The 23,477-nt window shown below is 69.5% G+C and carries 21 protein-coding genes; 1 reads left to right on the top strand and 20 read right to left on the bottom strand.

Annotation, left to right across the window (positions count from 1 at the left end; genetic code table 11):
- Window positions 1–227: 227 nt before the first annotated feature.
- The 20 genes from JJL56_RS06685 to JJL56_RS06590 all read right to left on the bottom strand — a co-directional run bounded on the left by JJL56_RS06685 (window position 228) and on the right by JJL56_RS06590 (window position 22,506).
- Window positions 228–785: a chemotaxis protein CheW gene (locus JJL56_RS06685; RefSeq protein ID WP_014241669.1), complete on the bottom strand. Its 558-nt coding sequence runs from the start codon at window positions 783–785 to the stop codon at window positions 228–230.
- Window positions 786–795: 10 nt separating this feature from the next.
- Window positions 796–3,033, bottom strand: coding sequence for a chemotaxis protein CheA (locus tag JJL56_RS06680; protein ID WP_145622860.1), 2,238 nt, complete (start codon window positions 3,031–3,033; stop codon window positions 796–798).
- 30 nt (window positions 3,034–3,063) lie between these two features.
- Complete coding sequence (locus tag JJL56_RS06675) at window positions 3,064–3,441, bottom strand: response regulator (protein WP_014241666.1); 378 nt, start codon at window positions 3,439–3,441, stop codon at window positions 3,064–3,066.
- On the bottom strand, window positions 3,426–3,737 hold the full coding sequence (locus JJL56_RS06670) for an STAS domain-containing protein (RefSeq protein WP_145622859.1): 312 nt from the start codon (window positions 3,735–3,737) through the stop codon (window positions 3,426–3,428). Before JJL56_RS06670 ends, JJL56_RS06675 begins: the two co-directional genes overlap by 16 nt.
- Before the next feature lie 180 nt (window positions 3,738–3,917).
- The gene (locus tag JJL56_RS06665) at window positions 3,918–6,656 is read right to left on the bottom strand and encodes a sensor histidine kinase (protein ID WP_145622858.1); all 2,739 of its coding nucleotides are present in this window, start codon (window positions 6,654–6,656) and stop codon (window positions 3,918–3,920) included.
- Between the two features lies 1 nt (window position 6,657).
- On the bottom strand, window positions 6,658–6,891 hold the full coding sequence (locus tag JJL56_RS06660) for a hypothetical protein (protein WP_145622857.1): 234 nt from the start codon (window positions 6,889–6,891) through the stop codon (window positions 6,658–6,660).
- Window positions 6,888–9,095 carry a 3'-5' exonuclease gene (locus tag JJL56_RS06655; RefSeq protein WP_200484661.1) on the bottom strand — a complete coding sequence of 736 codons (2,208 nt, stop codon included), beginning with the start codon at window positions 9,093–9,095 and terminating at the stop codon, window positions 6,888–6,890. The genes JJL56_RS06660 and JJL56_RS06655 overlap by 4 nt, the downstream gene beginning before the upstream one ends.
- Window positions 9,092–9,496, bottom strand: coding sequence for a response regulator transcription factor (locus JJL56_RS06650; protein WP_200484659.1), 405 nt, complete (start codon window positions 9,494–9,496; stop codon window positions 9,092–9,094). The genes JJL56_RS06655 and JJL56_RS06650 overlap by 4 nt, the downstream gene beginning before the upstream one ends.
- 219 nt (window positions 9,497–9,715) lie before the next feature.
- The gene (locus JJL56_RS33895) at window positions 9,716–10,864 is read right to left on the bottom strand and encodes an SPOR domain-containing protein (protein ID WP_211111785.1); all 1,149 of its coding nucleotides are present in this window, start codon (window positions 10,862–10,864) and stop codon (window positions 9,716–9,718) included.
- A gap of 182 nt (window positions 10,865–11,046) precedes the next feature.
- Entirely contained in the window at window positions 11,047–11,964 is a 918-nt protein-coding gene (gene puuE, locus JJL56_RS06640) for an allantoinase PuuE (RefSeq protein ID WP_200484655.1), read from the bottom strand.
- A 35-nt stretch (window positions 11,965–11,999) separates the two neighbouring features.
- Complete coding sequence (locus JJL56_RS06635; RefSeq protein WP_200484654.1) at window positions 12,000–12,575, bottom strand: septation protein A; 576 nt, start codon at window positions 12,573–12,575, stop codon at window positions 12,000–12,002.
- A 66-nt stretch (window positions 12,576–12,641) separates the two neighbouring features.
- Entirely contained in the window at window positions 12,642–13,718 is a 1,077-nt protein-coding gene (locus tag JJL56_RS06630; RefSeq protein WP_200484652.1) for a lipid A deacylase LpxR family protein, read from the bottom strand.
- A gap of 93 nt (window positions 13,719–13,811) precedes the next feature.
- Entirely contained in the window at window positions 13,812–15,353 is a 1,542-nt protein-coding gene (locus tag JJL56_RS06625) for an AMP nucleosidase (protein ID WP_200484650.1), read from the bottom strand.
- Between the two features lie 83 nt (window positions 15,354–15,436).
- Window positions 15,437–16,672, bottom strand: a complete 1,236-nt coding sequence (ftsY, locus tag JJL56_RS06620; RefSeq protein WP_145622849.1) for a signal recognition particle-docking protein FtsY — start codon at window positions 16,670–16,672, stop codon at window positions 15,437–15,439.
- 16 nt (window positions 16,673–16,688) lie between these two features.
- A complete protein-coding gene (mtaB, locus tag JJL56_RS06615) occupies window positions 16,689–17,948 on the bottom strand; it encodes a tRNA (N(6)-L-threonylcarbamoyladenosine(37)-C(2))-methylthiotransferase MtaB (protein ID WP_145622848.1) in 1,260 nt (419 codons plus the stop codon).
- Between the two features lie 29 nt (window positions 17,949–17,977).
- Window positions 17,978–18,814, bottom strand: coding sequence for a diaminopimelate epimerase (dapF, locus tag JJL56_RS06610; RefSeq protein WP_200484648.1), 837 nt, complete (start codon window positions 18,812–18,814; stop codon window positions 17,978–17,980).
- A gap of 67 nt (window positions 18,815–18,881) precedes the next feature.
- Entirely contained in the window at window positions 18,882–19,202 is a 321-nt protein-coding gene (locus JJL56_RS06605) for a hypothetical protein (protein WP_145622846.1), read from the bottom strand.
- A gap of 154 nt (window positions 19,203–19,356) precedes the next feature.
- On the bottom strand, window positions 19,357–19,791 hold the full coding sequence (locus tag JJL56_RS06600; RefSeq protein WP_145622845.1) for a GtrA family protein: 435 nt from the start codon (window positions 19,789–19,791) through the stop codon (window positions 19,357–19,359).
- Window positions 19,792–19,793: 2 nt separating this feature from the next.
- Window positions 19,794–20,822, bottom strand: coding sequence for a glycosyltransferase family 2 protein (locus JJL56_RS06595; protein WP_145622844.1), 1,029 nt, complete (start codon window positions 20,820–20,822; stop codon window positions 19,794–19,796).
- A gap of 55 nt (window positions 20,823–20,877) precedes the next feature.
- Window positions 20,878–22,506, bottom strand: a complete 1,629-nt coding sequence (locus JJL56_RS06590; protein ID WP_200484646.1) for a hypothetical protein — start codon at window positions 22,504–22,506, stop codon at window positions 20,878–20,880.
- A 285-nt stretch (window positions 22,507–22,791) separates the two neighbouring features.
- On the opposite strand from JJL56_RS06590, the gene leuD reads away from it, so the two are divergent.
- The gene (gene leuD, locus JJL56_RS06585; protein ID WP_145622842.1) at window positions 22,792–23,403 is read left to right on the top strand and encodes a 3-isopropylmalate dehydratase small subunit; all 612 of its coding nucleotides are present in this window, start codon (window positions 22,792–22,794) and stop codon (window positions 23,401–23,403) included.
- Window positions 23,404–23,477 lie beyond the last annotated feature (74 nt).

Here is a 23,477-nt window from a genome sequence, read left to right as displayed (position 1 = left end):
TCCCCCTTGCCCGCCGTGTCGTACCGGCGTTAGCCCTTATTTGAAACAAACCCGTGTGAAAAGCCGCGACATGACGCACCCCTGTGTCGCTGCTTTTGATGTCCCCTCTCCCCTCTGGGGAGAGGGTTAGGGTGAGGGGGTTATGCGTGGCGCCTCGTCCGGCACAAGCCCGCCCCCTCACCGGCCCTTCGGGCCACCCTCTCCCCAGAGGGGAGAGGGCTATCCAATCAGGACGCCCGCTCCAGCGCCGGCAGGGCCTTGGTCGCCGAGTCCAGCTCACTGTTCTCGACGGAGAACAGCTTCTCGACGCTCAGCAGCGTGACCATGCGGTCGTCGGCGGTGTAGAGGCCGCTGAGATACTCGGCGTCGACCATGCCGCCGTCCACGTCGGGCGGCGGCTTGATGGCGTCGTGGCCGATCGCCAGGATGTCGGAGATGGCGTCGACCAGGATGCCGCGGGTGCGCTCCCCCACCTGGATCACCACGACGACGTGGCGCTTGGTGACCGACGTGGCGCCGCCGCCGAAGCGGGCGCGCAGGTCGAAGATGGGGATGATGATGCCGCGCAGATTGATGACACCCCGCACGTAGTCCGGCAGGTTCGGCAGGCGGCTTTCCGGCGTCCAGCCGCGGATCTCGCGGACCGACAGGATGTTGACGCCGTACTCCTCGCTGCCGACGGTGAAGGTGACGTACTGCTCCTCGGCGGCGTTGACCGCCATGACGTCGTTTCGGGCGTCGGTGCGGCTACCGCCGACGGTGGCGAGCGCGGTGGAACTGCTCATCGCTGTGGCCTCAGACCGGTTCGAGTGCGGGTGCGGGCAGCGCGGCCACCGGCGGAGACGGCGGACGCGGCGCCCTGGAGTCCATGTGCCGGCTCATCTCGCGCAGGCCGGCGACGTCCAGGATCAGGGCGACGCGCCCGTCGCCCAGGATGGTCGCGGCGGCCACGCCGTCGAGGCGGCGGAAGTTCGCTTCCAGGCTCTTGATGACGACCTGCTGCTGACCCAGCACCTCGTCCACGACGAGGCCGAGGCGGGAGCCATCCTCCGTCTCCACCAGCACGACCAGCGCGTGGGTGGGGTCGGCGACGGCGCCGGGGATGCCGAACAGCTGGTGCAGGTAGACCAGCCGCACATACTCGCCGCGGGCCATCATCACGTCGCATTTGCCGACCAGCCCGTGCAGGTCCGCCGCCTTGGGGCGCAGGCTCTCCACGATGTTGGTCAGCGGCAGGACGAAGCGCTCCTCGCCGACCGAGATCACCATGCCGTCGAGAACGGCCAGGGTCAGCGGCAGCGACAGCACGAAGCGCGAGCCTTCGCCCGGCGTCGAGTAGACGCCGATGCGCCCGCCGAGCGAGGTGATGTTCCGCCGCACCACGTCCATGCCGACGCCGCGGCCCGACAGGTTGGACACCTGATCGGCGGTGGAGAAGCCGGGCAGGAAGATCAGGTTGTCGATCTCCTCGTCCGACAGGGTGGCGCCCGGCTGGACGAGGCCCTTCTCGATGGCCTTGGACAGCACCTTGGGCCGGTTGATGCCGCGCCCGTCGTCGGTGATCTCGATGACGATGCGGCCCGAGCGGTGCTGCGCCGACAGATGCACGGTGCCGGCGCGCGGCTTGCCGACGCGCTCCCGCTCATCCGGGCCTTCCAGCCCGTGGTCGATGGAGTTGCGGATCATGTGGGTCAGCGGATCGACGAGGTTCTCCACCACCGTCTTGTCCACCTCGGTCGTCTCGCCGCTGGTGACGAGCTGGACCTCCTTGCCGGTCGTGGCGGCGCATTCGCGGACCAGCCGCGGCATGCGGGAGAAGACGCTCGACACCGGCTGGGCGCGGATCGACATCACGCTCTCGCGCAGCTCGCGGGTGTGCTGGGCCAGCTGCTCCAGTCCTTCCAGAAGCTCCTGGAACTCGCCGGGGGGCAGCTCGCGCACATGCTCGGCGATCATCGCCTGGGTGATGACCATCTCGCCGACCATGTTGACCAGCCGGTCGATCTTGTCGAGATCGACGCGGATGGTGTGGCTGGTCAGCCCGGCATGCTCCGCCCCGCCGCCGTTGGGGCGCGGGCGGGCGGCCTCGGCCTTCGGAGGTTCGGCCTTTGGCGCTTCGGGGATCGCGGCGACCACCGTCGGCGGGGTGGCGACGGGCACCGGATCGGTGACGGGCGGCGGCGCCTCGGGGGCGGCGGGAGGCGGGGCCTCCGCGGTGATGCGGATGTCGCAGTCGTCGGCCACGAACTCGAAGACGTCGTTGATCTTGTCCAGATCGACGTCCGCATCGGCGAGCAGCGTGACCGTCCAGGAGAGGTGGAGAAGCTCCGCCTCCAGGTTCTGGAGGTTGGGCAGGGCGTCGGTGTGGCATTCGACGGTGGCGTCGCCCAGCCGGCGCAGCGCGCGCAGCATGAAGGCCGGTTCGTTGCCCGACATCAGCAGGTCGGACCGCGGCCGGAAGACGATGGTCCAGCGCAGCTTGCCGGGCGGAACCGGGTCCTCCTCCGCACGGGCAGCGGCGATGGCCGCCATGGCGTCGCCGAACAGGCCGGCCTCGTCATCCTCGTCGTCCGCATAGGTGGGGGCGTAGACGGGGGTAGGCGGCGGAGCGGCGGGAGCAGCCGCCGGAGCCTGGGCCTGCGGAGCACCACCCGACAGATGGCGGCGCAGAGCGGCCACGGTGCCGTCGGTGGTCCCCGCCGGGGCCGGGTCGCCCTCCCGCGCGTAGGCCAGCATCTGGCCCAGCAGGTCGTTGGCGCGGATCAGCGTGTCCACCAGCTCGGTCGTGACGGGAACGGTGTTGTTGCGCACCCCGTCCATGACCGTCTCGAACTCGTGCGCGAAGGCGACCAGTTCGGTGAAGCCGAAGGCGCCGCCGCCGCCCTTGATGGAATGGACGGCGCGGAAGATGGCGTTGACCTCGTCGGAATCGACCTCGCCCGGCGTCAGCCGCAGCAGGCCGGATTCGGCGACCTCCAGCAACTCCGCGCTTTCGTCGAAATAGGTTTGCTTGAACCGGCTCAGGTCTTCCACGGGCGCCACCTCACAAGCCAGGATGCGGCGTCAGCCGCACACCTTCTGCACGACGGAGATCAGCTTCTCCGGGTTGAAGGGCTTCACGATCCAGCCGGTCGCCCCCACCGCCCGGCCTTCGGACTTCTTCTTCTCGTCGGCCTCGGTGGTCAGCATCAGGATGGGCAGCGTGCGGTGCGCCGGGGTGGCGCGCAGGCGGCGGATCAGGGTCAGCCCGTCCATCACCGGCATGTTGAGGTCGGTGATGACGAGGTCCACCTTGTTGGCGCCGATCACGCCCAGCGCCTGCTGGCCGTCGGCGGCCTCGACCACGTCGTAGCCGGCGCCCTTCAGCGTGAAGGAGACCATGTCCCGCATGGTCCGCGAATCGTCGACGGTGAGTACCTTCTTCTTCACGCTTGGCTCCATTGCTTCAACCAGCCGTCCAGCCCCAGATCCTCGCAGGCTTCCGCCAGGATCTCGGACGGCTGGGCGATGGCGAACGTCCGGTTGTGTTCGGCGGCATGCCGGGAGGCGACCAGAAGCGCCTGGACGCAGGCGGTGCTGACCCGCTCCACGGCGGCGGCCTCGGCGATGACGGTCCCGGAGGCGGCGAAGCCGGCGCGCAGGCTGTCCAGAAGGGGCTGAGCCATGGCGAGGTCGAGGTCGCTGGGCAGGCCCAGGCGCACCGTCCCCCCCTCGTCGCTCCACTTGATCAGTGTCACCGCTCGTCTCCTTGCCACCCGACCGGGCAGAACCGGCACCGGGAGGGCTTCCATGTCCGGCATTTGGGAAAAAACCTGCCAGAAACACGTATAAGGATTCGTTAAGGCAACTGGACTGACCTGTGTCAACCAAGGGTGTTATCGGGCGGGGTGTCCCGATCGTTTCGTCTTCCGATTGATTCAGGACGCCGCTTCCGCACGCGCTTCCGCCTGCGGCACGGTGAAGGCGAAGGTGGCACCGCGGCCAGGGGCGCTGTCCACCCAGATGCGGCCGCCGAGATGCTCGACGATGCGCTTGCAGATGGCCAGCCCCAGCCCGGTGCCCTGCGGCTTGTCGGTCATGGTGTCGCCGACCTGCCGGAAGCGCTCGAAGACGATGGCCTGATGCTCCGCGGCGATGCCGGGGCCGCTGTCGGTGACGGACACGCGCAGGTGGTCGCCTTCCACCGTCACGGACAGCGAGGCCCGCCCGCCCGCTGGGGTGAACTTCGCGGCGTTGGACAGCAGGTTCACCGCCACCTGCACCAGCCGGTCGTGGTCACCGCGCACCGCCGGCAAACCTTGCGGGATGGTGACGGCCAGCGCGATGCCGCGCTCGTGGAACAGCCGGGCGGTGGCCGCCGCCGCCTGCTCCAGCGCGGCCCCCAGGTCCATCGGGCGGACCTGCCAGTCGATCTCCCCGGCCTCGATCTTCGCCATGTCGAGGACCTGGTTGATGAGACGGGTCAGCCGCTCGCTCTCGGTGATGACGAGGCCGAGGAACTCCTGCCGCTGCTCCAGCTCGATGTCGGGGTTGTCGTGCAGCACTTCGGTCAGGGCGCGGATGGAGGTCAGGGGCGTGCGCAGCTCGTGCGTCACGGTGGATAGGAACTCGTCCTTCAGCCGGTCCAGCTCCTTCAACCGCAAGTTGGCGGCGCGCAGGGCGGCGGAGGCGCGCTGCAGCTCCGCCGTCTTGTGTTCGAGCTGGCGGCTGTACTCGATGACGTGGCTGGTCTCGTCGAGCATGCGCATCAGCTCGGGGTAGCTGACCTCGCCACCCTCGACCGCGGAGGCCAGCGCCACCCGCGCGGAGGCGGCGCCGATCGCCCCGGCGAGCAGCCGCTCGGCGAAGCGCACCAGCTCCGCCCCGGCCCGGCGGTCCGGCTCCAGCGGCCCGTTGCGGCGGACATGCTGGGCGAAGGCGGCCTCCGCCCGCTGCGGACCGAGAAAGCGCGCGACGATCCGTTGCAGATCGCCGACCGTGGCGGTGCCGCGCCACGCGCCCGCGGGCAGGGGGGTGTCGCGGTGCTGGAACACCTCGACGAAGGCGGTGGCCTGCGCCCGCTCGCCCAGGCCCGGCCGGTCGAGCAGGGAGACCACGACGTAGAGGCCGATGTTGAGCAGCATGCTCCAGAACAGGGCGTGGGTCAGCGGGTCCATGCCGTCCAGCCCGAACAGGGCGTAGGGCTGCAGCAAGGCGACGCCCCACGGCCCCTGTTCGATGAAGGAGGCGGGCAGCCAGCCGGACCGCGCGAAGCTGGGCAGCAGCAGCGTGTAGGCCCAGGTCAGGATGCCGGTGCCGAGACCGGCCAGCGCGCCGCGCCGGGTCGCCCCCGCCCAGTAGACGCCGCCGATCAGCGCCGGGGCGAACTGCGCCACCGCCGTGAAGGAGATCAGGCCGATGGCGCTCAGCGCGTAGGCCGAGCCGGCGATGCGGAAATACAGGTAGCCGAGCAGCAGGATCGCCACGATGGCGGCGCGCCGGATGGTCAGCAGCAGCGGCGACAGGTCGTGCAGTCGCTCCAGCCGGGCGCTGCGGGCGCGCAGCAACAGCGGCATCACGATGTCGTTGCACACCATGGTGGAGAGCGCGATGGCCTCGACCACGATCATGCCGGTGGCCGCCGACAACCCGCCGATGAAGGCGAGAAGGGCCAGCCACTCGTTCCCGGCGGCCAGCGGCAGCGCCACCACGAACATGTCCGGGTCCACCGCCCGGTCGGGAAAGCGCATCAGACCGGCCACCGCCACCGGCAGGACGAACAGGTTGATCAGAAGCATGTAGAGCGGGAACAGCCACAGGGCGCGGGTCAGGTGCCGCTCGTCCACATTCTCGATCACCGTCACCTGGAACTGGCGGGGCAGGCAGAGCACCGCCGCCATCGACAGCAGCGTCATGGTCAGCCACGACCCGTCGGCCAGCGCCGGGGCGGAGGTGAAGAGGTCGCGGATATCCGGATGCTCCGCGGCCGTGGCGAACAGCTCGGCAGGGCCGTCGTGCAGCCCCCAGACGACCGCCGCGCCGACCGCCAGGAAGGCCACCAGCTTGACCACCGATTCGAAGGCGATGGCCGCCACCATGCCCTCGTGATGCTCCGCCGCGTCGATGTGGCGCGTGCCGAAGATGATGGCGAAGGCCGCCATGACCACCGCCACGTAGAAGGCGTTGTCCAGGACGACGGGGAGGGACAGGCCGCCGGTGGCGCCGGACGGGTCGGTGCCCCACAGCACGTCGAAGCTGACCGCCACGGCCTTGAGCTGCAGGGCGATGTAGGGTGTCACCCCGATCACCGCGGTCAGCGCCACCAGCCCGCCCAGCCCCTGGCTGCGCCCGTAGCGGGAGGCGATGAAGTCTGCGATGGAGGTGATGCGCTGCGCCTTGGCGATGCGCAGGATCTTGCGCAGCACCAGCGGCCCCAGCAGCATCAGCAGGGTGGGACCGAGATAGATCGGCAGGAAGCCGATGCCCAACGACGCCGCCCGCCCGACCGAGCCGTAGAAGGTCCAGGTGGTGCAGTAGACCGCCAGCGAGAGCGCGTACACGTACGGCGAGGCGATGACGCTGCGCCCGGCGTCCGCCCGCCGGTCCGCCCACCAGGCGATGGCGAAGAGAAGGAGCAGGTAGGCGAAGCTGGCGGCGACGATGGCGGGCCAGGGCATGTCAGCGCCCCCCGCGTTCCAGAAGCACCGCCGACAGCGCGATCACCCCGCCCCACACCCCCAGGGCGTACACGTACAGCAGCGGCAGGCCGAACAGCGTGTCCCCGGCGCCGAAGACGCGCAGCAGCGGCGGGTTGAAGGCGACGACGCCGAACAGGAACAGCGCGATCAGGCGGTCGGCGCCCGCCCGGCGCGGTGGAGGGGTTGCGGGTTGCGGGGCGGGTCCCCCGGTCAAAAGGCGCGCTCCCGCGCCGCCAGCTCGACGATCATGTTGGCGCCGCGGATGGCGTCGTCGAGCGTGCGGACGTCGCGTTCCTTGAGCATCTCCACCATGCGCAGGAAGACCGCGGCGGTGACGAGGCTGTCGCCCAGCGCCGTGTGGCGGTCCACCACCTCGATCCCCAGCCGTTCGGCGATGCCGTCCAGCGTGTGGTCGCCGCCCTCGCCGAGCAGCATCCGGGACAGCAGCATGGTGTCCAGCACCGGGCTGTCGAACCGCACGCCCGACGCCTTTTCCTTCATCTTGAGGAATTTCAGGTCGAAGGCGGCGTTGTGGGCGATCAGCACCGCGCCCGACACGAAGCCGCGGAACTGCGGCAGCACCTTGTCGATGGTCGGCTTGTCGGCGACCATCGCGTCGGTGATGCCGTGGAAGGGGATCGATTCCGGCGGGATGGTCCGCTTCGGGTTGACCAGCGTGTTGAAGGTCTCGCCGGTCAGGATGCGCCCGCCGACGACGCGCACGGCGGCGATCTGGACGATCTCGTCGCCGGTGCTGGGTGACAGGCCCGTCGTCTCGGTGTCGAAGACCACATAGTGGAGCTGGTCGAGCGGGGTGCGGCCAAGCTCGCTGGTGGCCAGCGGCTGGTGCAGCAGGTTGAAGTCGAAGAATTCCGGCCGCGCCCCGCCGCGCGCCGCGGTGTGGGCGGACGGCGGCTTCAGCGCGGGCGGCAGCGGCACGCGCAGGCGCGACAGCAGCTCGCCTTCCGATCCCGGCCCCTTCACCGGCTCGCTCCACATCGTGCTCTTGTGGTGCTGGAGCACGTCGCCGACCGTCAGGCCGCCCAGCGCGTCGGGCAGCGGGTGGTCGAGCCAGCTGTCCACGATGCCGCTGGGCACCGACGGGCCGCGCCAGGTGATGTCCAGATAGACCCAGCTGTCCCCGGCCTCCACCGACAGGTCGTAGGCGGGGACGCCGGTCAGCGCGTAGACATATTCGATCAGATAGCCGAACAGGATGACGAGGCTGTAGCTGTCGCCGTGCACCCATTGCGGCAGGCCGGTCAGCGTCACGCCGTACTGCGCGTCCGGCCCCACCCGGTGGCGGATCAGGTTGATGAGGTTGGTGGAGTGGATGTCGCTCATCGGCCAGGAGCCGGTGACGACGCTGCGGTACTCGTTGGTGACGCGGGCCAGCCGTTCCGACAGGGTGTTGGAGGAGTCCATCAGCGCGGCCTGGAACGCGGCGCGTTCGTCCGGCCCCAGTTCCGGCGTGTCCTCCAGCGTCTCCAGCACGGCGCGCAGGTTGGCGATGGGGGCGCAGAAGCCCTCGGTCGCCTCGCGCAGCAGGGCGTCGCGCTGGCCGAGCGCGGCCAGTTCGCTGGTCGCGTCCGATAGAGTGATCACATAACCGGTGATGGTCGGCGGCTCGTCCGAGCCCTCCGGCGGGTCCTGCAGGATGGCGCTCATCCGCCCGGCCAGCAGGATGCGCCCGTCGGTGGTGGCGCCGACGAACTGGGCGGTGGTGCCATGCTCGTGGTTGACGTGCCGCCCCTCGCGCACGCGCAGGGTCAGCCGCTCCAGCGTGTGGGTGACCGGCTCCGCCACCACGAAATGCAGCAGGGAGCGGCCCAGCCCGAGGTCGCCGGCCAGATGCAGGATGTCGAGCGCCGTCTGGTTGTAGAGCAGGATCTGGTGCTTCAGGTTGCAGACCAGGACGCCTTCGTGCAGGTCGCGCAGGACGGCGGCAAGGCGGGTCTTCTGCTCCTCCGCCTTGGCGGTCGATTCGGCGACGGTGCGCGCGGTGTCGCGGCGGGCGGCGGCCAGCTTGTCCGACAGCTCGTTGACCGCCTTGGCCACCGGGGCGAGGTCGCCGTAGCGCGCCAGCGGGATGCGCGCGCCGGTCTTGCCGTCCGAAGCACCATGGGCGATCAGCCCGGCCTCGCGGCTCAGCGTTTCCGAGGCGCGCAGCAGCCGCCGGTCGACCAGACCCCACAGGCCCCAGACCGCGGCGGTGACGGCGGCGGTCATGGTGACGGCGTAGGTGACGAAGGCGGCGGGGTCGCCGTTCGCGCTGAAGCCGACCGCAGCCCCCACCGACAGCAGGGGCAGGCCGACGCCGGCGGCGCGGAAGGCCAGCGGGATGATCCGGCGCGGTTCCGACGGGGTGGTTGCCGGAGCGGCGGTTCCGGCGCTTCCAGTGGTCGCCGGGGCGCTCATGGCTGAGGCTCCGCGGTTCCGCCCTGGTTGCTCTCGGGGGTCAGGTATTTGCGGACGGTGGTTACGAGGTCGCGGGTCGAGAAGGGCTTGGTGATGTAGTCGGTGGCGCCCAGCGCCATGCCCTTCTGCCGCTCCACGTCGCGGCTCTTGGCCGTCAGCATGATGATGGGCAGCGACTGGTAGGCGGGGTCGGCGCGCAGCGACTGGCAGACGTCGAACCCGTCGCGCCGCGGCATCATGGCGTCCAGCAGGATCAGGTCGGGCGTGTGTTCCGCAACCGATTCAAGGGCTTCCTCACCGTTGCGGGCGATGCGCACGACAAAGCCCGCCTTCTGCAACAGAACCTGCAGGGACAGCACGATGCTGGGCTCATCGTCGGCGACCAGGATCGTCGGCTTCATACCAGGGTTTCCTCCGGTTCGCCGGTCTGATGCGCCGGCTTCTTGCGGCTGCGCTTGTTCTAATATGCGTGCCTGTTCAATCCCATGTTAGCGGTAAGGAGAAGGACAGATCAAGACGAAGCCCGCCCGCAATACCGAAATTGCGGACGGGCTCTTGCAAAGGAAAGAAGCGGAATAGACAGGAGCGACAGTTTGTCGCGGCAGCGCCGTTGCCTGCGGTCAGCGCGTCGAGACGACGATGGGCTGCGCTTCCACCTTGCCCTTCAGCGACGCGGCGGCCTGACGGGCGGCGGCGGTGTCGGCATAGCCGCCGACGCGGACGACGTGCCAGGACCGCTGCTCGGCGTCGGTCCAGTCCAGCGCGTAGGCGTTGAAGCCGAGACCACGCAGGCGGCGGACCAGCCCTTCGGCGTTGTCGGCCTGCTGGAAGGACCCGACCTGCACGGTGTAGCGCCCGTCCGGAGCGGCGGCCGACGGCGGGGGCGTCAGCACGCCGGACGACGGCGCCGTGGCGGGTGGAGCCGTGGGAGGTGTGGAAGCGGCCTTGGGCGCCGGCTTGGCGGGCTGCGGCGCCGGGCGCGCCACCGCGGCTTGGCGCTGGGTCGAGGTCGGCGGCGGTGGAGCCGACAGCATGGCCTGAAGCTCCGCCGTTTCCGCGGTCTTCATGGGGGGGGGCGCCTTGACGGGCTCGGCCGGGGGCGGGGCCATGGTCGAAGCCGGCGGATGCGTCGGGGCCTTCGCATTTTCCGCCGCTTCCACGGGATGCGGCGCGGGGTCGGCCGGCTTGGCGACGGCAGGGGCGGGCGACGGCAGGGCCGGCGGTTCCGGCACCTTCAGGGCGGGCGGCGGAATCTGCGGCAGCGCCATGGGCGGCGTGCCCACGGCGGGCGCCGGTGCGGCCGGTGCGACGATGGTTTGCGTCTGCATCGGCGCCTGCTGGGGCGGTGCAGGAACGGGCGCCGCGCGGGTGATCAACGCTTCCGGTTTCGCCGGAGTCCCGGCGCCGGGCGAGGCGCCGCCGGGGGCCGGTGCGCTGGGAACGGCGGTGATGAGCGGCGCGGGGGGCGCGGACGGCGCTTCCCCGCCCTGGTCCAGCATCACGACGACCGCGCCGATGCCGATGGCGGCGGCCAGCGCCGCGGCGATCTTGCCGATGGGCAGGTGCCGCTCCGACTTCCGCCCGGCGTCCGGGGACAGGAGATCGTCGTCCTCCGTCGGATCGGCCTTCAGGTCGTCGTTGAGGGCGCGCAGAAGGCGGGCGATGTCGTCCCTGGCCTCCCCGTCATCGCCGGCAAGACCATCCGCCATCGGGGATGTCTTGTTTTCCCCGGTCTGACCGGCGGCCTTCATCTCATCCTTGAACGTCACGGCGGCGTGCGCACCCAGTTGAAGATCGCAAGGAATCGGCAGTCACGGGACCGCGGCCCCGAAAGGGCCGCGCCGCGATCCAAAGACCTTCTACTGTATTTCGACGTTCGTTCAAACGCCGATGCGACGAATTGGCGTGAGAAAGTTGGGCCGGGGGCGCGTTCGGGACGCCCCTTCCCGGTTCAGGCCCCCGGCCGGTAGGGATGCTCGGCCATCCAATGGCGGGCGATGTCCAGCCGGGTGGCGACCCACGCCTTGTCATGGCCCCCCACATAGTCGAGGAAGCGGGCCAGCGCCGCGGCGCGCCCCGGACGCCCGACCAGACGGCAGTGCAGCCCGACCGAAATCATCTTCGGCTGGTCTTCGCCTTCGGCGTAGAGCACGTCGAAGCTGTCCTTCAGATAGGTGAAGAACTGCTCGCCGGTGTTGAAGCCCTGGTTGGTCGCGAAGCGCATGTCGTTGGCGTCGAGCGTGTAGGGCACGATCAGCTGCGGCCGGCCGAAGCGGTCGTCCCAATAGGGCAGGTCGTCGGCGTAGCTGTCGGCGTTGTAGAGGAAGCCGCCCTCCTCCGACACCAGCTTCCAGGTGTTTGGGCTGCACCGCCCGAGATACCAGCCGAGCGGGCGGGAGCCGGTGACGCGGGTGTGGATGTCGATGGCGCGCAGCATGTGCTCGCGCTCCACCTCCTCCGGCAGATGCTGGTAATCGATCCAACGGTAGCCGTGGGTGGCGATCTCCCACCCGGCGTCCTGCATGGCGCGGACGGCGTCGGGGTTGCGTTCCAGCGCCATGGCGACGCCGTAGACGGTCACCGGCAGGCCGCGCTCCGTGAACATCCGGTGCAGCCGCCAGAAGCCGGCGCGGGACCCGTACTCGTAGATCGACTCCATGTTCATGTGCCGCATGCCGACGATGGGCTGGGCGCCGACGATCTCCGACAGGAAGGCCTCCGACGCGGCGTCGCCGTGCAGGACGCAGTTCTCCCCGCCCTCCTCGTAGTTGATGACGAACTGCACCGCCACCCGCGCCCCGCCCGGCCAGTAGGGGTGCGGCGGACGGGACCCGTAGCCGATCAGGTCGCGCGGGTAGTCGTGTGACATGGCGGGTGCGCTCCTTCAGGGAAGAGGGGGGACGGTCAGGAGGCGGAGGTGGAGGACTTCTCGGCCGGCGGCTCTTCCGGCACCTGATGGCGCAGGATCAACGGGGCCTGGAAGGCGCTGAACAGCAGGGTCAGCGGCATGATGCCGAACACCTTGAAGTTCACCCAGGCGTCGGTGGTCATGGTGCGCCACACCACCTCGTTCAGCGCGGCCAGCAGCAGGAAGAACCACGCCCAGCGGATCGCCAGCGTGCGCCAGCCGGCGTCGGACAGGTTCAGGACCGACCCCAGGACGTGCTTCAGCACGTTGCGCCGCGTCAGATGCGCCGCGAACAGGACCGCCGCGAACAGCAGGTTGACCAGCGTCGGCTTGATCTTGATGAACAGATCGTCCTGAAGCCACAGGGTCAGCCCGCCGAACAGCAGGACGAAGCCCGCCCCGACCACCGGCATCACCGGCACCTTGCGTTCGAACCGCCAGGAGACCAGCACGGAAATGCTGATCGCCACCATGAAGACGGCGGTGCCGATCATGATGCCGGCCTGGGAATTGGCGATGAAGAAGGCCGCCAGCGGGCCGGCTTCGATCAGCAGTCGGGCGTATTGGTTCATGACCCTCACATAGACCGAACCGGGCTTGGGATAAAGAGGGAAGCGGGGTGATTGCAGTCGAGGCGGTCAGAACCGGTAGGAGGCGCGGATCGAGCCGTAGTTGGTGTAGGATTTCTGCCCCTCGAACTCCGGCGACAGGAAATTCTGGGCATAGGAGATGCCGAACCGGTCGTAGCGCAGCGTCACGCCGAGCTGGAAGGCGGCGATGAAGTTGTTTTTGTCCACCGACCGGCTGTCGCGGAAGCTGTTGCCGTCCAGGAAGATGTTGCGGGCGACGGCGCGCCCCTCCGCCCCCGCATAGACGTACCAGGAGAAGGGCGGACGCGGCGCGCCCGCGGCCACGCTGTCCTGATAAGGGATGCTGGCGGTCGGGCGCAGGATCAGCGCGCCGACCGGCGGCGCCATGTTGCCGCCCAGCCGCATCGTGACGCCGGCCCCGCCGAAGGTCAGGACATTGCCGACGCTGGCCGTGACATGGGGGCTGATGTCCGCCTCGAAGGGGCCGATGCGCGCCGGGCGCTCGGCGCGCCAGACATGCTCGTAGCTGAGGATGATGCCCGGCTCGTTCTTGAGCTGGTAATCCCAGCCCTCCGGCCAGCGGGCACCGGGCACGATGCGGTGCACCGTCTTCTGGGTCTGCTCCGCCAGCGAGGCCGGGCCGACCATGCCGATGTCCAGGTCGATGCGGTCCACCTGCCGCGTCTCTTCGGAAATCACCGACAGGCGCCCGTACAGCCAGCCGGCGTAGGGGCGATCGGTGGCGTCGGGGATCGGCTTGGTGATGTCGCTGGGGGTGTACATGTTCTGGCCGAAGGCGATGCCGTAGCGCCGCACCCCATGCTCCCCGATCCAGGGGACGAGGTTGGCCAGCCAGTCGATGTTGCCGTAGGTCGGGCGCTCGCCGGAGACGTAGTAGAACTGGACTCCGTTCGTGTAGTAACGGTCCGTCCCGCCGCCGAACAGGTCGTTGTCGACCCAGAAGCCGATGGACGGGCCGGACCGGGGAGTGGTTTCCGCTGGCGGAGCGGCCTCCGTGCTTGGAACAGCGTCGGTTTTTGGAACATTGTCCTGGGCCAGCACCGGTCCTGCCGCCAGCCCGAGAGAGAGGGCGGCGATGACGCTCCAACCTGAACGCACGGCCATAATGGTCAAATTCCCTTCGTTGCCGGGCACCCTAAGATAAGACGCGGACGCCCTTTGGCGCCTGCGCTTTCGGGTCAGGCAAAACGTTCTATCTTACTGGAAGGCGGCCTCGGCGAAGCTGCGCAGCTTGCGGGAATGCAGGGTTTCCATGCCATGCTCGCGCAGAAGCTCCATGGCCAGCACGCCGATCTTCAGATGCTGGTCCACCCGCTCGCGGTAGAAGCGGTCGGCCATGCCCGGCAGCTTCAACTGCCCGTGCATCGGCTTGTCGGAAACGCAGAGCAGCGTGCCGTAGGGAACGCGGAAGCGGAAGCCGTTGGCGGCGATGGTGGCGCTTTCCATGTCCAGCGCGACGGCGCGACTCTGGCTGAAGCGCATCAGCGGCTCGCGGTGGTCGCGCAGTTCCCAGTTGCGGTTGTCGATGGTCGCCACAGTGCCGGTGCGCATGATGCTCTTCAGCGCGTAGCCGGACAGGCCGGTCACCCGCTCCACCGCCGTCTCCAGGGCGCGCTGCACCTCGGCCAGCGCCGGGACGGGCACCCAGGTCGGCAGGTCGGCGTCCAGCACATGGTCGTCGCGGACATAGCCGTGGGCCAGCACATAGTCGCCCAGCCGCTGCGTGCTGCGCAGACCGGCACAGTGGCCCAGCATGATCCAGGCGTGCGGGCGCAGGACGGCGATGTGGTCGGTGATCGTCTTGGCGTTGGATGGGCCGACGCCGATGTTGACCAGTGTGATGCCGTTCCCGTCCGGGCGGGTCAGGTGGTAGGCGGGCATCTGCGGCAGGCGGAGCAGCCGGGCGCCGTTCGTCGGCGCCTCGCCGGGGGTACCGCCCGCACCGGCCATCAGATTGGCGTTCTGGGTGACGATGCCGCCGGGCTCGACGAAGCGGTCGTATTGGCTGCGGTAGGCGGCCAGTTCGGGATCGGAGGCCGGCTCCATGATCTCGCGGGCCATGCGGATGAACTCGTCCACATAGAACTGGTAATTGGTGAACAGGACGAAGTTCTGGAAATCCTCCGGCGCCGTCGCCGTGTAGTGGCGCAGCCGGTGCAGCGAGAAATCCACCCGCGGCGCGGTGAACAGAGCCAGCGGCTTCACCGCGTCCAGCGACTCCTCGTAGGTGCCGTTGACGATGGTGTCGTCCATGCGGGCGAGGTCGGGCAGGTCGAACAGGTCGGGCAGGCCGGCCAGCCGCTCCGGCGTCAGGTCGCCCTCGACATGCATGCCCTGGGGGAAGGCGAAATGGATGGGAATCGCCTCGTCGCTGATGCCGACCTCCAACGGAACGCCGTGGTTGCGCAGCAGGAGCGAGAGCTGTTCGCGGTAATAGCGGTCGAACAGGTCGGGGCGGGTCAGCGTCGTGGAGTAGGTGCCCGGTCCCTCAACGAAGCCGTAGGCCAGCCGCGTGTCCACCGTGGCCGCCGAGGCGGTGGAGAGGCGGACATAGGGGTAGTGGGCCTGTTCGCGCCGCCCGCCGTCCCCGCCGCGGGTGAAGGCGGCGAAGCGGTCGCGCAGATAGGCGGTGTTGCGGTCGTAGAGGTCCTTGACGAGGGCCAGGGCGGCGTCCGCGTCGGTGAAGCGCTCGACAGGACCGGGAGGCACGGGGGAGGGGGAGGTTTGGGCAGCCGTCATGACTCTTCAGATAGGGCCTGGACGAAGCTGCCGGAAGTCCCTTTCTCGCTCTCCCCGCCCGCCTGCCCGTGCTGGGGGCGCCGTTACTGGGACGGCAACCCCATCAGAGACTTGGCGAACTGGTCGGCGTCGAAGGGGCGCAGGTCGTACACGCCCTCGCCGATGCCGATGGCGTGCACCGGCAGCTTGAACCGCTCGGCCAGCGAGACCAGCACGCCGCCGCGCGCCGACCCGTCCAGCTTGGTCAGGATCAGGCCGGACACGTTCACCATGTCGCGGAACACCTCCACCTGATTGTGCGCGTTCTGGCCGGTGGTGGCATCCAGCGTCAGCAGGGTGGTGTGCGGGGCGCTCTCGTCCACCTTCTTGATGACGCGGACGATCTTGCGCAACTCCTCCATCAGCCCGGCCTTGTTCTGCAGGCGGCCCGCGGTGTCGATCAGCAGGATGTCCACACCCTGGCGCCGCGCCTCCTCCAGCGCGTCGAAGGCGAGGCCGGCGGCGTCGGCCCCGGTGTCGCGCGAGATCACCGGGCAGCCGGTGCGCTCGCCCCAGATCTTCAGCTGGCTGACCGCGGCGGCGCGGAAGGTGTCGCCGGCGGCCAGCATGACCGTCTTGCCCTCGGCGCGGAACTGGCGGGCCAGCTTGCCGATGGTCGTGGTCTTGCCGGTGCCGTTGACGCCGACCACCAGGATGACATGGGGCTTCAGCGCGGCGTCGATCTCCAGCGGCTTGGCCACCGGACCGACGATCTTGGCGACCTCGGCGGCGAGCGTGGCCTTGACCTCTTCCGGACTGACTTCCTTGCCGAAGCGGGTGCGGGCCAGCTCCGCCGTCACCTTGGCCGCCGTGGTCGGGCCGAGGTCGGCGGTGATGAGCAGCTCCTCCAGCTCCTCCAGCGCCTCGTCGTCGAGCTTGCGCTTGGTGAAGATGCCGGAAATGCCCTCGGTCAGCTTGGACGAGGACTTGGACAGGCCGTCCTTCAGCCGGGCGAACCAGCCCTTCTTGGGCTTCTCCTCCTCGGCCGTCAGGGCCACGGGGAGGTCGTCGCGGACGATCTCCGGCGTGTCCTCGCGCTCCTCCGGCTCGGACGGCGGGGCGATGGGCGGCGGGGGCGGGGTTTCGACCGCGGGCGGGGGCGGAAGCTCGGGTTCCGGCACCACCTCGGGCACCGGGGGCGGCTCCTCGGCGACCGGTTCCGGAACAGGCGGCTCCTGGACAATCGGCTCCTGGACAACCGGCTCCGGGAGCGGGGCGGTCGTCTCGTCCTTGCGGGCTTGCTCTTCGGGCTTCTTGCGGCCGAACCAACGCAGGATCATGGCGTGTCCACTGTTCTCAAAGGGGGGTGCCGGTCAGCGCGCCGCCGGCCACGCCGGTGACCGTGGCACGCAGGACGGAGCCGGGGGGCCGGGGCGTGCCCAGGCGGATTTCGGCGAAATGCTGGGTGCGGCCGAGATCGTCCTTCTCGACCAGCACCGACACCTCGCGCCCGACGAGGGAGGCCAGTGTGCGGGCCTCCGCCTCGGCGCCGAGCGCGCGCAGACGGGCCGCGCGCTCCTTGCGGACGCCGCCGTCGACCTGCGGCATGCGGGCGGCCGGGGTGCCGGGGCGCGGGCTGTAGGGGAAGACGTGCAGCCAGGTCAGGCCGCACTCCTCGACAAGCCGCAGCGTGTTCTCGAACATCTCGTCGGTTTCCGTGGGGAAGCCGGCGATGAAGTCGGCGCCGAACACCATGTCGGGGCGCAGGGAGCGCACGCGCTCGCAGAAGGCGATGGCGTCGGCGCGGCTGTGCCGGCGCTTCATGCGCTTCAGGATCATGTCGTCTCCGGCCTGGAGCGACAGGTGGAGGTGCGGCATCAGCCGCGGCTCGTTCTCGATCAGCCGCCACAGGTCGTCGTCGATCTCGATGCAGTCGAGCGAGGACAGGCGCAGCCGCGGCAGTTCCGGCACCAGGGCGAGCAGGCGGCGCACCATCTGCCCCAGCGTCGGCGTGCCGGGCAGGTCGGGGCCGAAGCTGGTGATGTCCACGCCGGACAGCACGACCTCGTTGTAGCCGGCCTTCACCAGCGCCTGCACCTGTTCCACCACCGCCCCGATGGGGACGGAGCGCGACGGGCCGCGGCCATAGGGGATGATGCAGAAGGTGCAGCGGTGGTCGCAGCCCTGCTGGACCTGGACGAAGGCGCGCGCCCGGTCCTCGAACCCGCCGATCAGATGGCCGGCGGTCTCCTTGACCGACATGATGTCGTTGACCAGCACCTTCTCCGCCGGGGCCAGGCCCCAGCTTTCGGGCTGCAGCTTCTCCTGGTTGCCCAGGACCTGATCGACCTCCGGCATGGCGCCGTAGCGCTGGGGGTCGATCTGGGCGGCGCAGCCGGTCACCACGATGCGGGCGTTCGGGCGCTCGCGCCGCAGCTTGCGGATGGTCTGGCGGGCCTGCCGCTCCGCTTCCGAGGTCACCGCGCAGGTGTTGACGATGACGACGTCCTCCAGACCCGCGTTGCGGGCGTGGGTGCGCATCACCTCGGATTCGTAGGTGTTGAGGCGGCAGCCGAAGGTGACGATCTCCGGCTCGTTGGTCACAGTGTCGCTCATGCTCTTTCAGCCTAACGGCGGCTATTCGTTCAGGTGGCCGCCAACTCCGCGGACAGCCGCCCGGTGTAGCTGAGGGCGACCGGGCCGGTCATCAGGACGCGGCCGTCCTCACGCCATTCGATGGTCAGGGTGCCGCCATCCAGGATCACGTCGACCTTGCGGTTGGTCAGCCCGCGGCGGATCGCGGCGACCGCGGTGGCGCAGGCGCCGGTCCCGCAGGCCTGGGTGATGCCGGCCCCGCGCTCCCACACGCGCATGCGGACGCTGCCGGGGGAGAGCACCTGCGCGAACTCGACGTTGGTGCGCTCGGGGAAGGCCGGATGAGTCTCGAACACCGGGCCGACCTCGGCCAGCGGCACCGCCTCGGCGTCGTCCACGAAGAAGACGGCGTGCGGGTTGCCCATGCTGACCGCGGTGGGACCGGCGAAGCCGCCGTGCGACACCGCGTCGAGGCGCAGCGTGTCCGCCGGTTCCGCCAGCGGGATCTGCGTCCAGTCCAGATTGGCCTGACCCATGTCCACGGTGATCCGCCCATTGTCGGCGCGGCTGGCCTGCAGGATGCCGGCGTTGGTCTCGAAGGCGACGCGCTCCGCCCCCGCCTCCTCCATCAGCAGCCAGCCGACGCAGCGCGAGGCGTTGCCGCAGGCCGACACCTCGCCGCCGTCGGCGTTGCGGATGCGCATGAAGCCCGCCGTGCCGTCCGATTTCGCCGGCTCGATCACGATGAACTGGTCGCAGCCCACCCCGGTCTTGCGGTCGGAGATGGCACGCACCTCGGCCTCGGCCGGCGTGTACGGCGTGTTGCGGGCGTCGATCACGACGAAGTCGTTGCCGAGCCCGTGCATCTTCAGGAATTCGCGCGTCATGACCGCCGTTATATGGCGACCGGACCCGCGGAGTCCATGGCCGCGCCGATGGGCGGCGGCAAAGAGTTCACTGCGTCTCCGCCCCGCCGGTGTCCGTGTCCGCCATGTCCCCGTCGGGAAGGACTGCGTCCGCTGCGGGCACCGCGCCTTCCAGAAGATCCAGCGCCCGGGCGAGCGCATCGCCCGACTCGGGCCTCGGCGGCGTCCCGCCGGTGCGCTCCCACGCCTCGTAATCCCAGCCCGAGGCTCCCATGCCCATCTCCGGCAGCGTGAAATGCCCGTCTGTGGCGTGGGGCGGCGGCCCGTCCGCGCCGGACAGTCCAGCCAGCAAGGCCAGTGACACGGCCACTCCGGCCACCCAGGCCCACAGCACGTCGCTGTTGTTCATGGCAACCTCCCGGCTCCTTGCCAAGGCTGGGCGGTGAAGGGGGCCTTTCCCGGAGGATGCGCCCCATTCCATGGACTTCGGGTGTTTGCGGCGGCGCACAATGGGGCTTCCGGTCATATGCGGAAGGAGAGAGGGGCCGTCAGGCGCCCCCTTTTCAGGCGCCCTTGAAGACCAGATGCTTGGAGGCGGCGAAGTTCAGGGCCATGCCGGCCAGGGAGCCGGCGGCGACCGCCAGCACGGGATGCGCCTCGGCCAGCGGCAGGGCGGCCTCCAGCCCGACCGAGACCCCATAGTTCACCGCTCCGCCGAAGGCGTTGGCGGCCAGGAACTTGGCCCACTGGATGTGGAGCGGCGCGTCGGCGGCCCCGCGGAAGGTGAAGGCGCGGTTCAGCGCGAAGGTCGTGGTGGCGGCGGCCAGATAGGCCGGGATGCGGGCGGCGAAGAACTCCATCCCGGCGCCGAACACCAGCGCGTAGACCACCGCCGTGTCCACCACCAGACCGACCACGCCGACGAGGCCGAACTTGCCGAACTGCACGGCCAGCCGGCCGAGCCGGCTGTCGGACAGGGAGCCGATGAATTCGCCCATCGTCAGGACCCGGCCGACTTGCGGACCGGATGGACGCCGGGCGCGGGGATGGACAGGTAGCGCATGCGCTTGGCCTCGCGGCGGCCCAGCGTCACGGTGTCGAGGATCAGCCCGCAGGTCAGGCTGAGGAAGCCCAGCAGCATCAGCCCGGTGGACAGAACGGCGGTGGGCAGGCGCGGCACCAGCCCGGTCTGCAGATAGGTCGCCACCACCGGCCAGGCGAGGATCATCGACGCCGCGGCCAGCGCCGCGAAGATGGCGAAGAAGAAGGGCAGGGGGCGCTCCTCCTTCACCAGATTGACGATGGTGCGCAGGATGCGGACGCCGTCGCGGATGGTGTTCAGCTTGCTGTGCGAGCCCGGCGGGCGGTCCTTGTAGGGCGCCTTGATCTCGGCGATGGGCATGTTCAGCTCCAGCGCGTGGACGGTCAGTTCCGTCTCCGTCTCGAAGCCGCTGGCCAGCGCCGGGAAGGACTTGATGAAGCGCCGCGAGAAGACGCGGTAGCCCGACAGCATGTCCTGGATGCGGTTGCCGAAAATCAGCGCTACCATGCCGGTCAGCAGCTTGTTGCCGAAGCGGTGGCCGGGCCGGTAGGCCTTGACGATCTCGGTGACGCGGGCGCCGTTGACCATGTCGAGCTGGTCGTCCCACAGCCGCCTGACCATCAGCGGCGCGGAGGGGGCGTGGTAGGTGTCGTCGCCGTCCACCAGCACATAGACGTCCGCCTCGATGTCGGAGAACATCCGGCGCATGACATTGCCCTTGCCCTGCAACGGCTCGTGCCGGACCACGGCGCCGGCGGCCTTCGCCACCTCCACCGTGCGGTCGGACGAGTTGTTGTCGTAGACATAGACCGTCGCGTCGGGCAGGGCCTTGCGGAAATCCTGCACGACGGCGGCGATGGCCGCCTCCTCGTTGTAGCAGGGGATCAGAACCGCCACCACGGGGGTCATTGCGGGCGCCGTGTCCGGGTCCGGGTCCGTGGTTGGGGCTGCGGACGCTGCAGGGCGGTCGATGGCGGAGACGGTCATGGCGATGCGCTTCGAAACGGTGCCGGTGTAGGGTTAAACAGCACAATCGCCTGATTTAATCCACTGACCTTTCAAGGTCCGCCAGGCGCGCCACGGCGCAGAGGTTCAGCGGCTCGCCCAGGTTGTTGGGGATGACGCGGCAGTTGTCCTGCGCCACCCGCAGCCCCAGAAGGGCGGCGGCCTTCGCGGCGCCGGGCGTGTCGGGGATGGTGCTGAGCATCAGGAAGCGCCCGCGGTGCGCGCCCACCTTGTCCTGCATCAGGGCGAGATAGCCGTTGCCGACCGAGTCCGGCTGAAGGAAGTTGGACTGGATGCGCACGAAGGGGATGCGCGGCGGGAAGGCCGGGACGACGTGGGAAATCGCCCAGTAGCCGGCCATCAGCACCATCGTGCCGTCCGGGTCCTCGATGGGCGGAACGGCGGCCTCCACCCAGCGCTCGCTCCACGGCGCGCGGCCCCAGTCGGCGGGCCGGGCGGTGGCCTGGACCAGCAGCAGGAGCGCCGCCGCCAGGACGAGCGCCGCCCGGCGCGGCACCGGCAGCAGGCCCGCCGCCATGACGATGGCCAGCGGGGCCAGCATCTCCAGCGGCACCAGATAGCGGTAGATGCAGAACATCCCCACCCACAGCGCGTAGGTCACCGCCATGGCGGTCAGCAGGTAGCGGGTGGCGGCTTTCTCGGTCAGTCCCGCGGAAGGTCGGTGGAAGGCCCGCCCGAGCAGCGCCAGCGCGGCGGCGACGGGCACGAGAAGGAACAGCACCAGGACGCGCAGGTCGAAAAAGGGAACCTCGCCGACCTTCAGCGGGGCGAAAGGGAAGACCAGCGGGAAGAACAGGCGCTCCAGCCGCGAGTCCGGGAAGAAGCCGACGTTGACGTAGCCGGACAGCGCGGCGAAGGGCGACTTGAAGATCTGGTTCATGTGCGGGAAAACGGGGTTCCCGTACTCCACCCACAGATGGGCCATCCAGAAGCCGCCGCACAGCGCCAGCCCGCCCAGAACCCCGACGCCGAAGACGAAGGCCAGCCACAGCCGCCGCCAGGGCCGCGCCGGCAGCGCCAGGAAGGCGAGGCAGAGCCCGACCGCGTAGATCACCGTCGGGTTCTTCATGCCCATCGCCGCCCCGGCCAGCAGCCCCGCCGCCGCCGCCCGCGCGAGGGCGCCCGGCGCCGGCCCGTCGATCAGCCGCGGCAGCGACCCCGCCACCACGGCCAGCGCGCCGAGCACGCCCAGGCTGACCATGTTGTCGTGGAAGGTGGTGCCGAGCAGCCCCAGCGTGCCGCCCCCGAAGCCGGCCATCACCGCCAGAACGGCGGCCAGTGCCACCCGCCCCGCCGCGCCGCCGACGCGCAGCGTGGCGTGGGCCAGCAGGAAGGCCAGCGCCAGATTCAGCCCGTGCAGCGTCCCCCAGACGAATCCCGCCGCGCGGGCCGGCAGATGGCTGGCGAGCAGATAGAAGGGCACGTCCAGCAGGGGGTTGTAGAAGCTGGGCATCTGCGCCGGCAGCATGTCCATGCCCAGCCGCCCGGTCAGCAGCGCGTAGGCGTTGTACCAATGGTAGTTCCGCAGATCCCAGTTGGCGTCCATGCCGAGCGCCAGCCCGAGCAGGCCGTAGAGCGGAGGGGCGAGCAGCAAAAAGGCGAGCGCCGCGGTGCGCGGACGGCGGGCGGTGGGGAGCAAAGTCATGGAGGTCGCGGAACCCAGGGGAGCGTCGGCCCCTTGGTAGGCGAGGGGACGCCCGACAGCAAGGACGGGATGCCGGGCCGGCCCTGGCAGAGGACATGGCGGAGGACATGGCGAAGGGCATTCGGGAGCAATTTCGTTGCGTCCGGCTGTGTTCCGGGATGCGGAATCGCGCGCCGCGAGCGGCTTTTGCGGCAAGCTTCCTCTGGCAATGGCGGGACGGGTCTGCTATTCACCGAACTCCGCATGCACATGCTTGCGCCTCTTTTGCGCGACAGGATTCTGGCGATGGAAAAGTTTACGGTTCTCACCGGTGTTGCGGCGCCGCTGCCGATGATCAACGTCGACACCGACATGATCATTCCCAAGCAATTCCTGAAGACCATCAAGCGGACCGGGCTGGGCAAGCATCTTTTCGACGAGATGCGCTACACCCCCGAGGGCGCCGAGGTCGCGGAATTCGTGCTCAACAAGCCGGCCTACCGCAGCGCCAAGATCCTCGTGTCGGGCGACAATTTCGGCTGCGGCTCCTCGCGTGAGCATGCGCCGTGGGCGCTGGCCGATTTCGGCATCCGCTGCATCATCGCGCCGAGCTTCGCCGACATCTTCTTCAACAACTGCTTCAAGAACGGCATCCTGCCGATCAAGCTGCCCAAGGAGCAGGTGGACCTGCTGCTCGACGACGCGTCGCGCGGGTCGAACGCCGTCGTCTCGGTGGATCTGGAGAAACAGGAAATCACCGGTCCGGACGGCGGCAAGATCAGCTTCGAGGTCGATCCCTTCCGCAAGCACTGCCTGCTGAACGGGCTGGACGACATCGGTCTGACCATGCAGCAGGCCGCCTTCATCGACCAGTATGAAGGCAAGCAGCGCGGTGGCCAGCCCTGGCTGTGGGGCTGATCCGGGCCAAACGCCCGGAACCGACGTACGGGCCCGATGGCATCGGGCCATGGGTCTTGCGGACCGGCGGGGTG

The organism is Azospirillum aestuarii (assembly GCF_016632405.1).
GTDB classification, from domain to species: domain Bacteria; phylum Pseudomonadota; class Alphaproteobacteria; order Azospirillales; family Azospirillaceae; genus Azospirillum; species Azospirillum aestuarii.
This window is presented reverse-complemented; position numbering and strand designations above follow the sequence as displayed.

Bases quoted from the DNA above. Each gene is read 5' to 3' on its own strand.
- JJL56_RS06595 (WP_145622844.1), bottom strand. From the start codon at position 20,822: ATGACCGTCTCCGCCATCGACCGCCCTGCAGCGTCCGCAGCCCCAACC.
- JJL56_RS06600 (WP_145622845.1), bottom strand. From the start codon at position 19,791: ATGGGCGAATTCATCGGCTCCCTGTCCGACAGCCGGCTCGGCCGGCTG.
- JJL56_RS06635 (WP_200484654.1), bottom strand. From the start codon at position 12,575: ATGAACCAATACGCCCGACTGCTGATCGAAGCCGGCCCGCTGGCGGCC.
- puuE (WP_200484655.1), bottom strand. From the start codon at position 11,964: ATGTCACACGACTACCCGCGCGACCTGATCGGCTACGGGTCCCGTCCG.
- JJL56_RS06590 (WP_200484646.1), bottom strand. From the start codon at position 22,506: ATGACTTTGCTCCCCACCGCCCGCCGTCCGCGCACCGCGGCGCTCGCC.
- JJL56_RS06605 (WP_145622846.1), bottom strand. From the start codon at position 19,202: ATGAACAACAGCGACGTGCTGTGGGCCTGGGTGGCCGGAGTGGCCGTG.
- leuD (WP_145622842.1), top strand. From the start codon at position 22,792: ATGGAAAAGTTTACGGTTCTCACCGGTGTTGCGGCGCCGCTGCCGATG.
- JJL56_RS06650 (WP_200484659.1), bottom strand. From the start codon at position 9,496: ATGAAGCCGACGATCCTGGTCGCCGACGATGAGCCCAGCATCGTGCTG.
- JJL56_RS06665 (WP_145622858.1), bottom strand. From the start codon at position 6,656: ATGCCCTGGCCCGCCATCGTCGCCGCCAGCTTCGCCTACCTGCTCCTT.
- JJL56_RS06655 (WP_200484661.1), bottom strand. From the start codon at position 9,095: ATGAGCGCCCCGGCGACCACTGGAAGCGCCGGAACCGCCGCTCCGGCA.
- ftsY (WP_145622849.1), bottom strand. From the start codon at position 16,672: ATGATCCTGCGTTGGTTCGGCCGCAAGAAGCCCGAAGAGCAAGCCCGC.
- JJL56_RS06630 (WP_200484652.1), bottom strand. From the start codon at position 13,718: ATGGCCGTGCGTTCAGGTTGGAGCGTCATCGCCGCCCTCTCTCTCGGG.
- dapF (WP_200484648.1), bottom strand. From the start codon at position 18,814: ATGACGCGCGAATTCCTGAAGATGCACGGGCTCGGCAACGACTTCGTC.
- mtaB (WP_145622848.1), bottom strand. From the start codon at position 17,948: ATGAGCGACACTGTGACCAACGAGCCGGAGATCGTCACCTTCGGCTGC.
- JJL56_RS06625 (WP_200484650.1), bottom strand. From the start codon at position 15,353: ATGACGGCTGCCCAAACCTCCCCCTCCCCCGTGCCTCCCGGTCCTGTC.
- JJL56_RS06685 (WP_014241669.1), bottom strand. From the start codon at position 785: ATGAGCAGTTCCACCGCGCTCGCCACCGTCGGCGGTAGCCGCACCGAC.
- JJL56_RS06675 (WP_014241666.1), bottom strand. From the start codon at position 3,441: ATGGAGCCAAGCGTGAAGAAGAAGGTACTCACCGTCGACGATTCGCGG.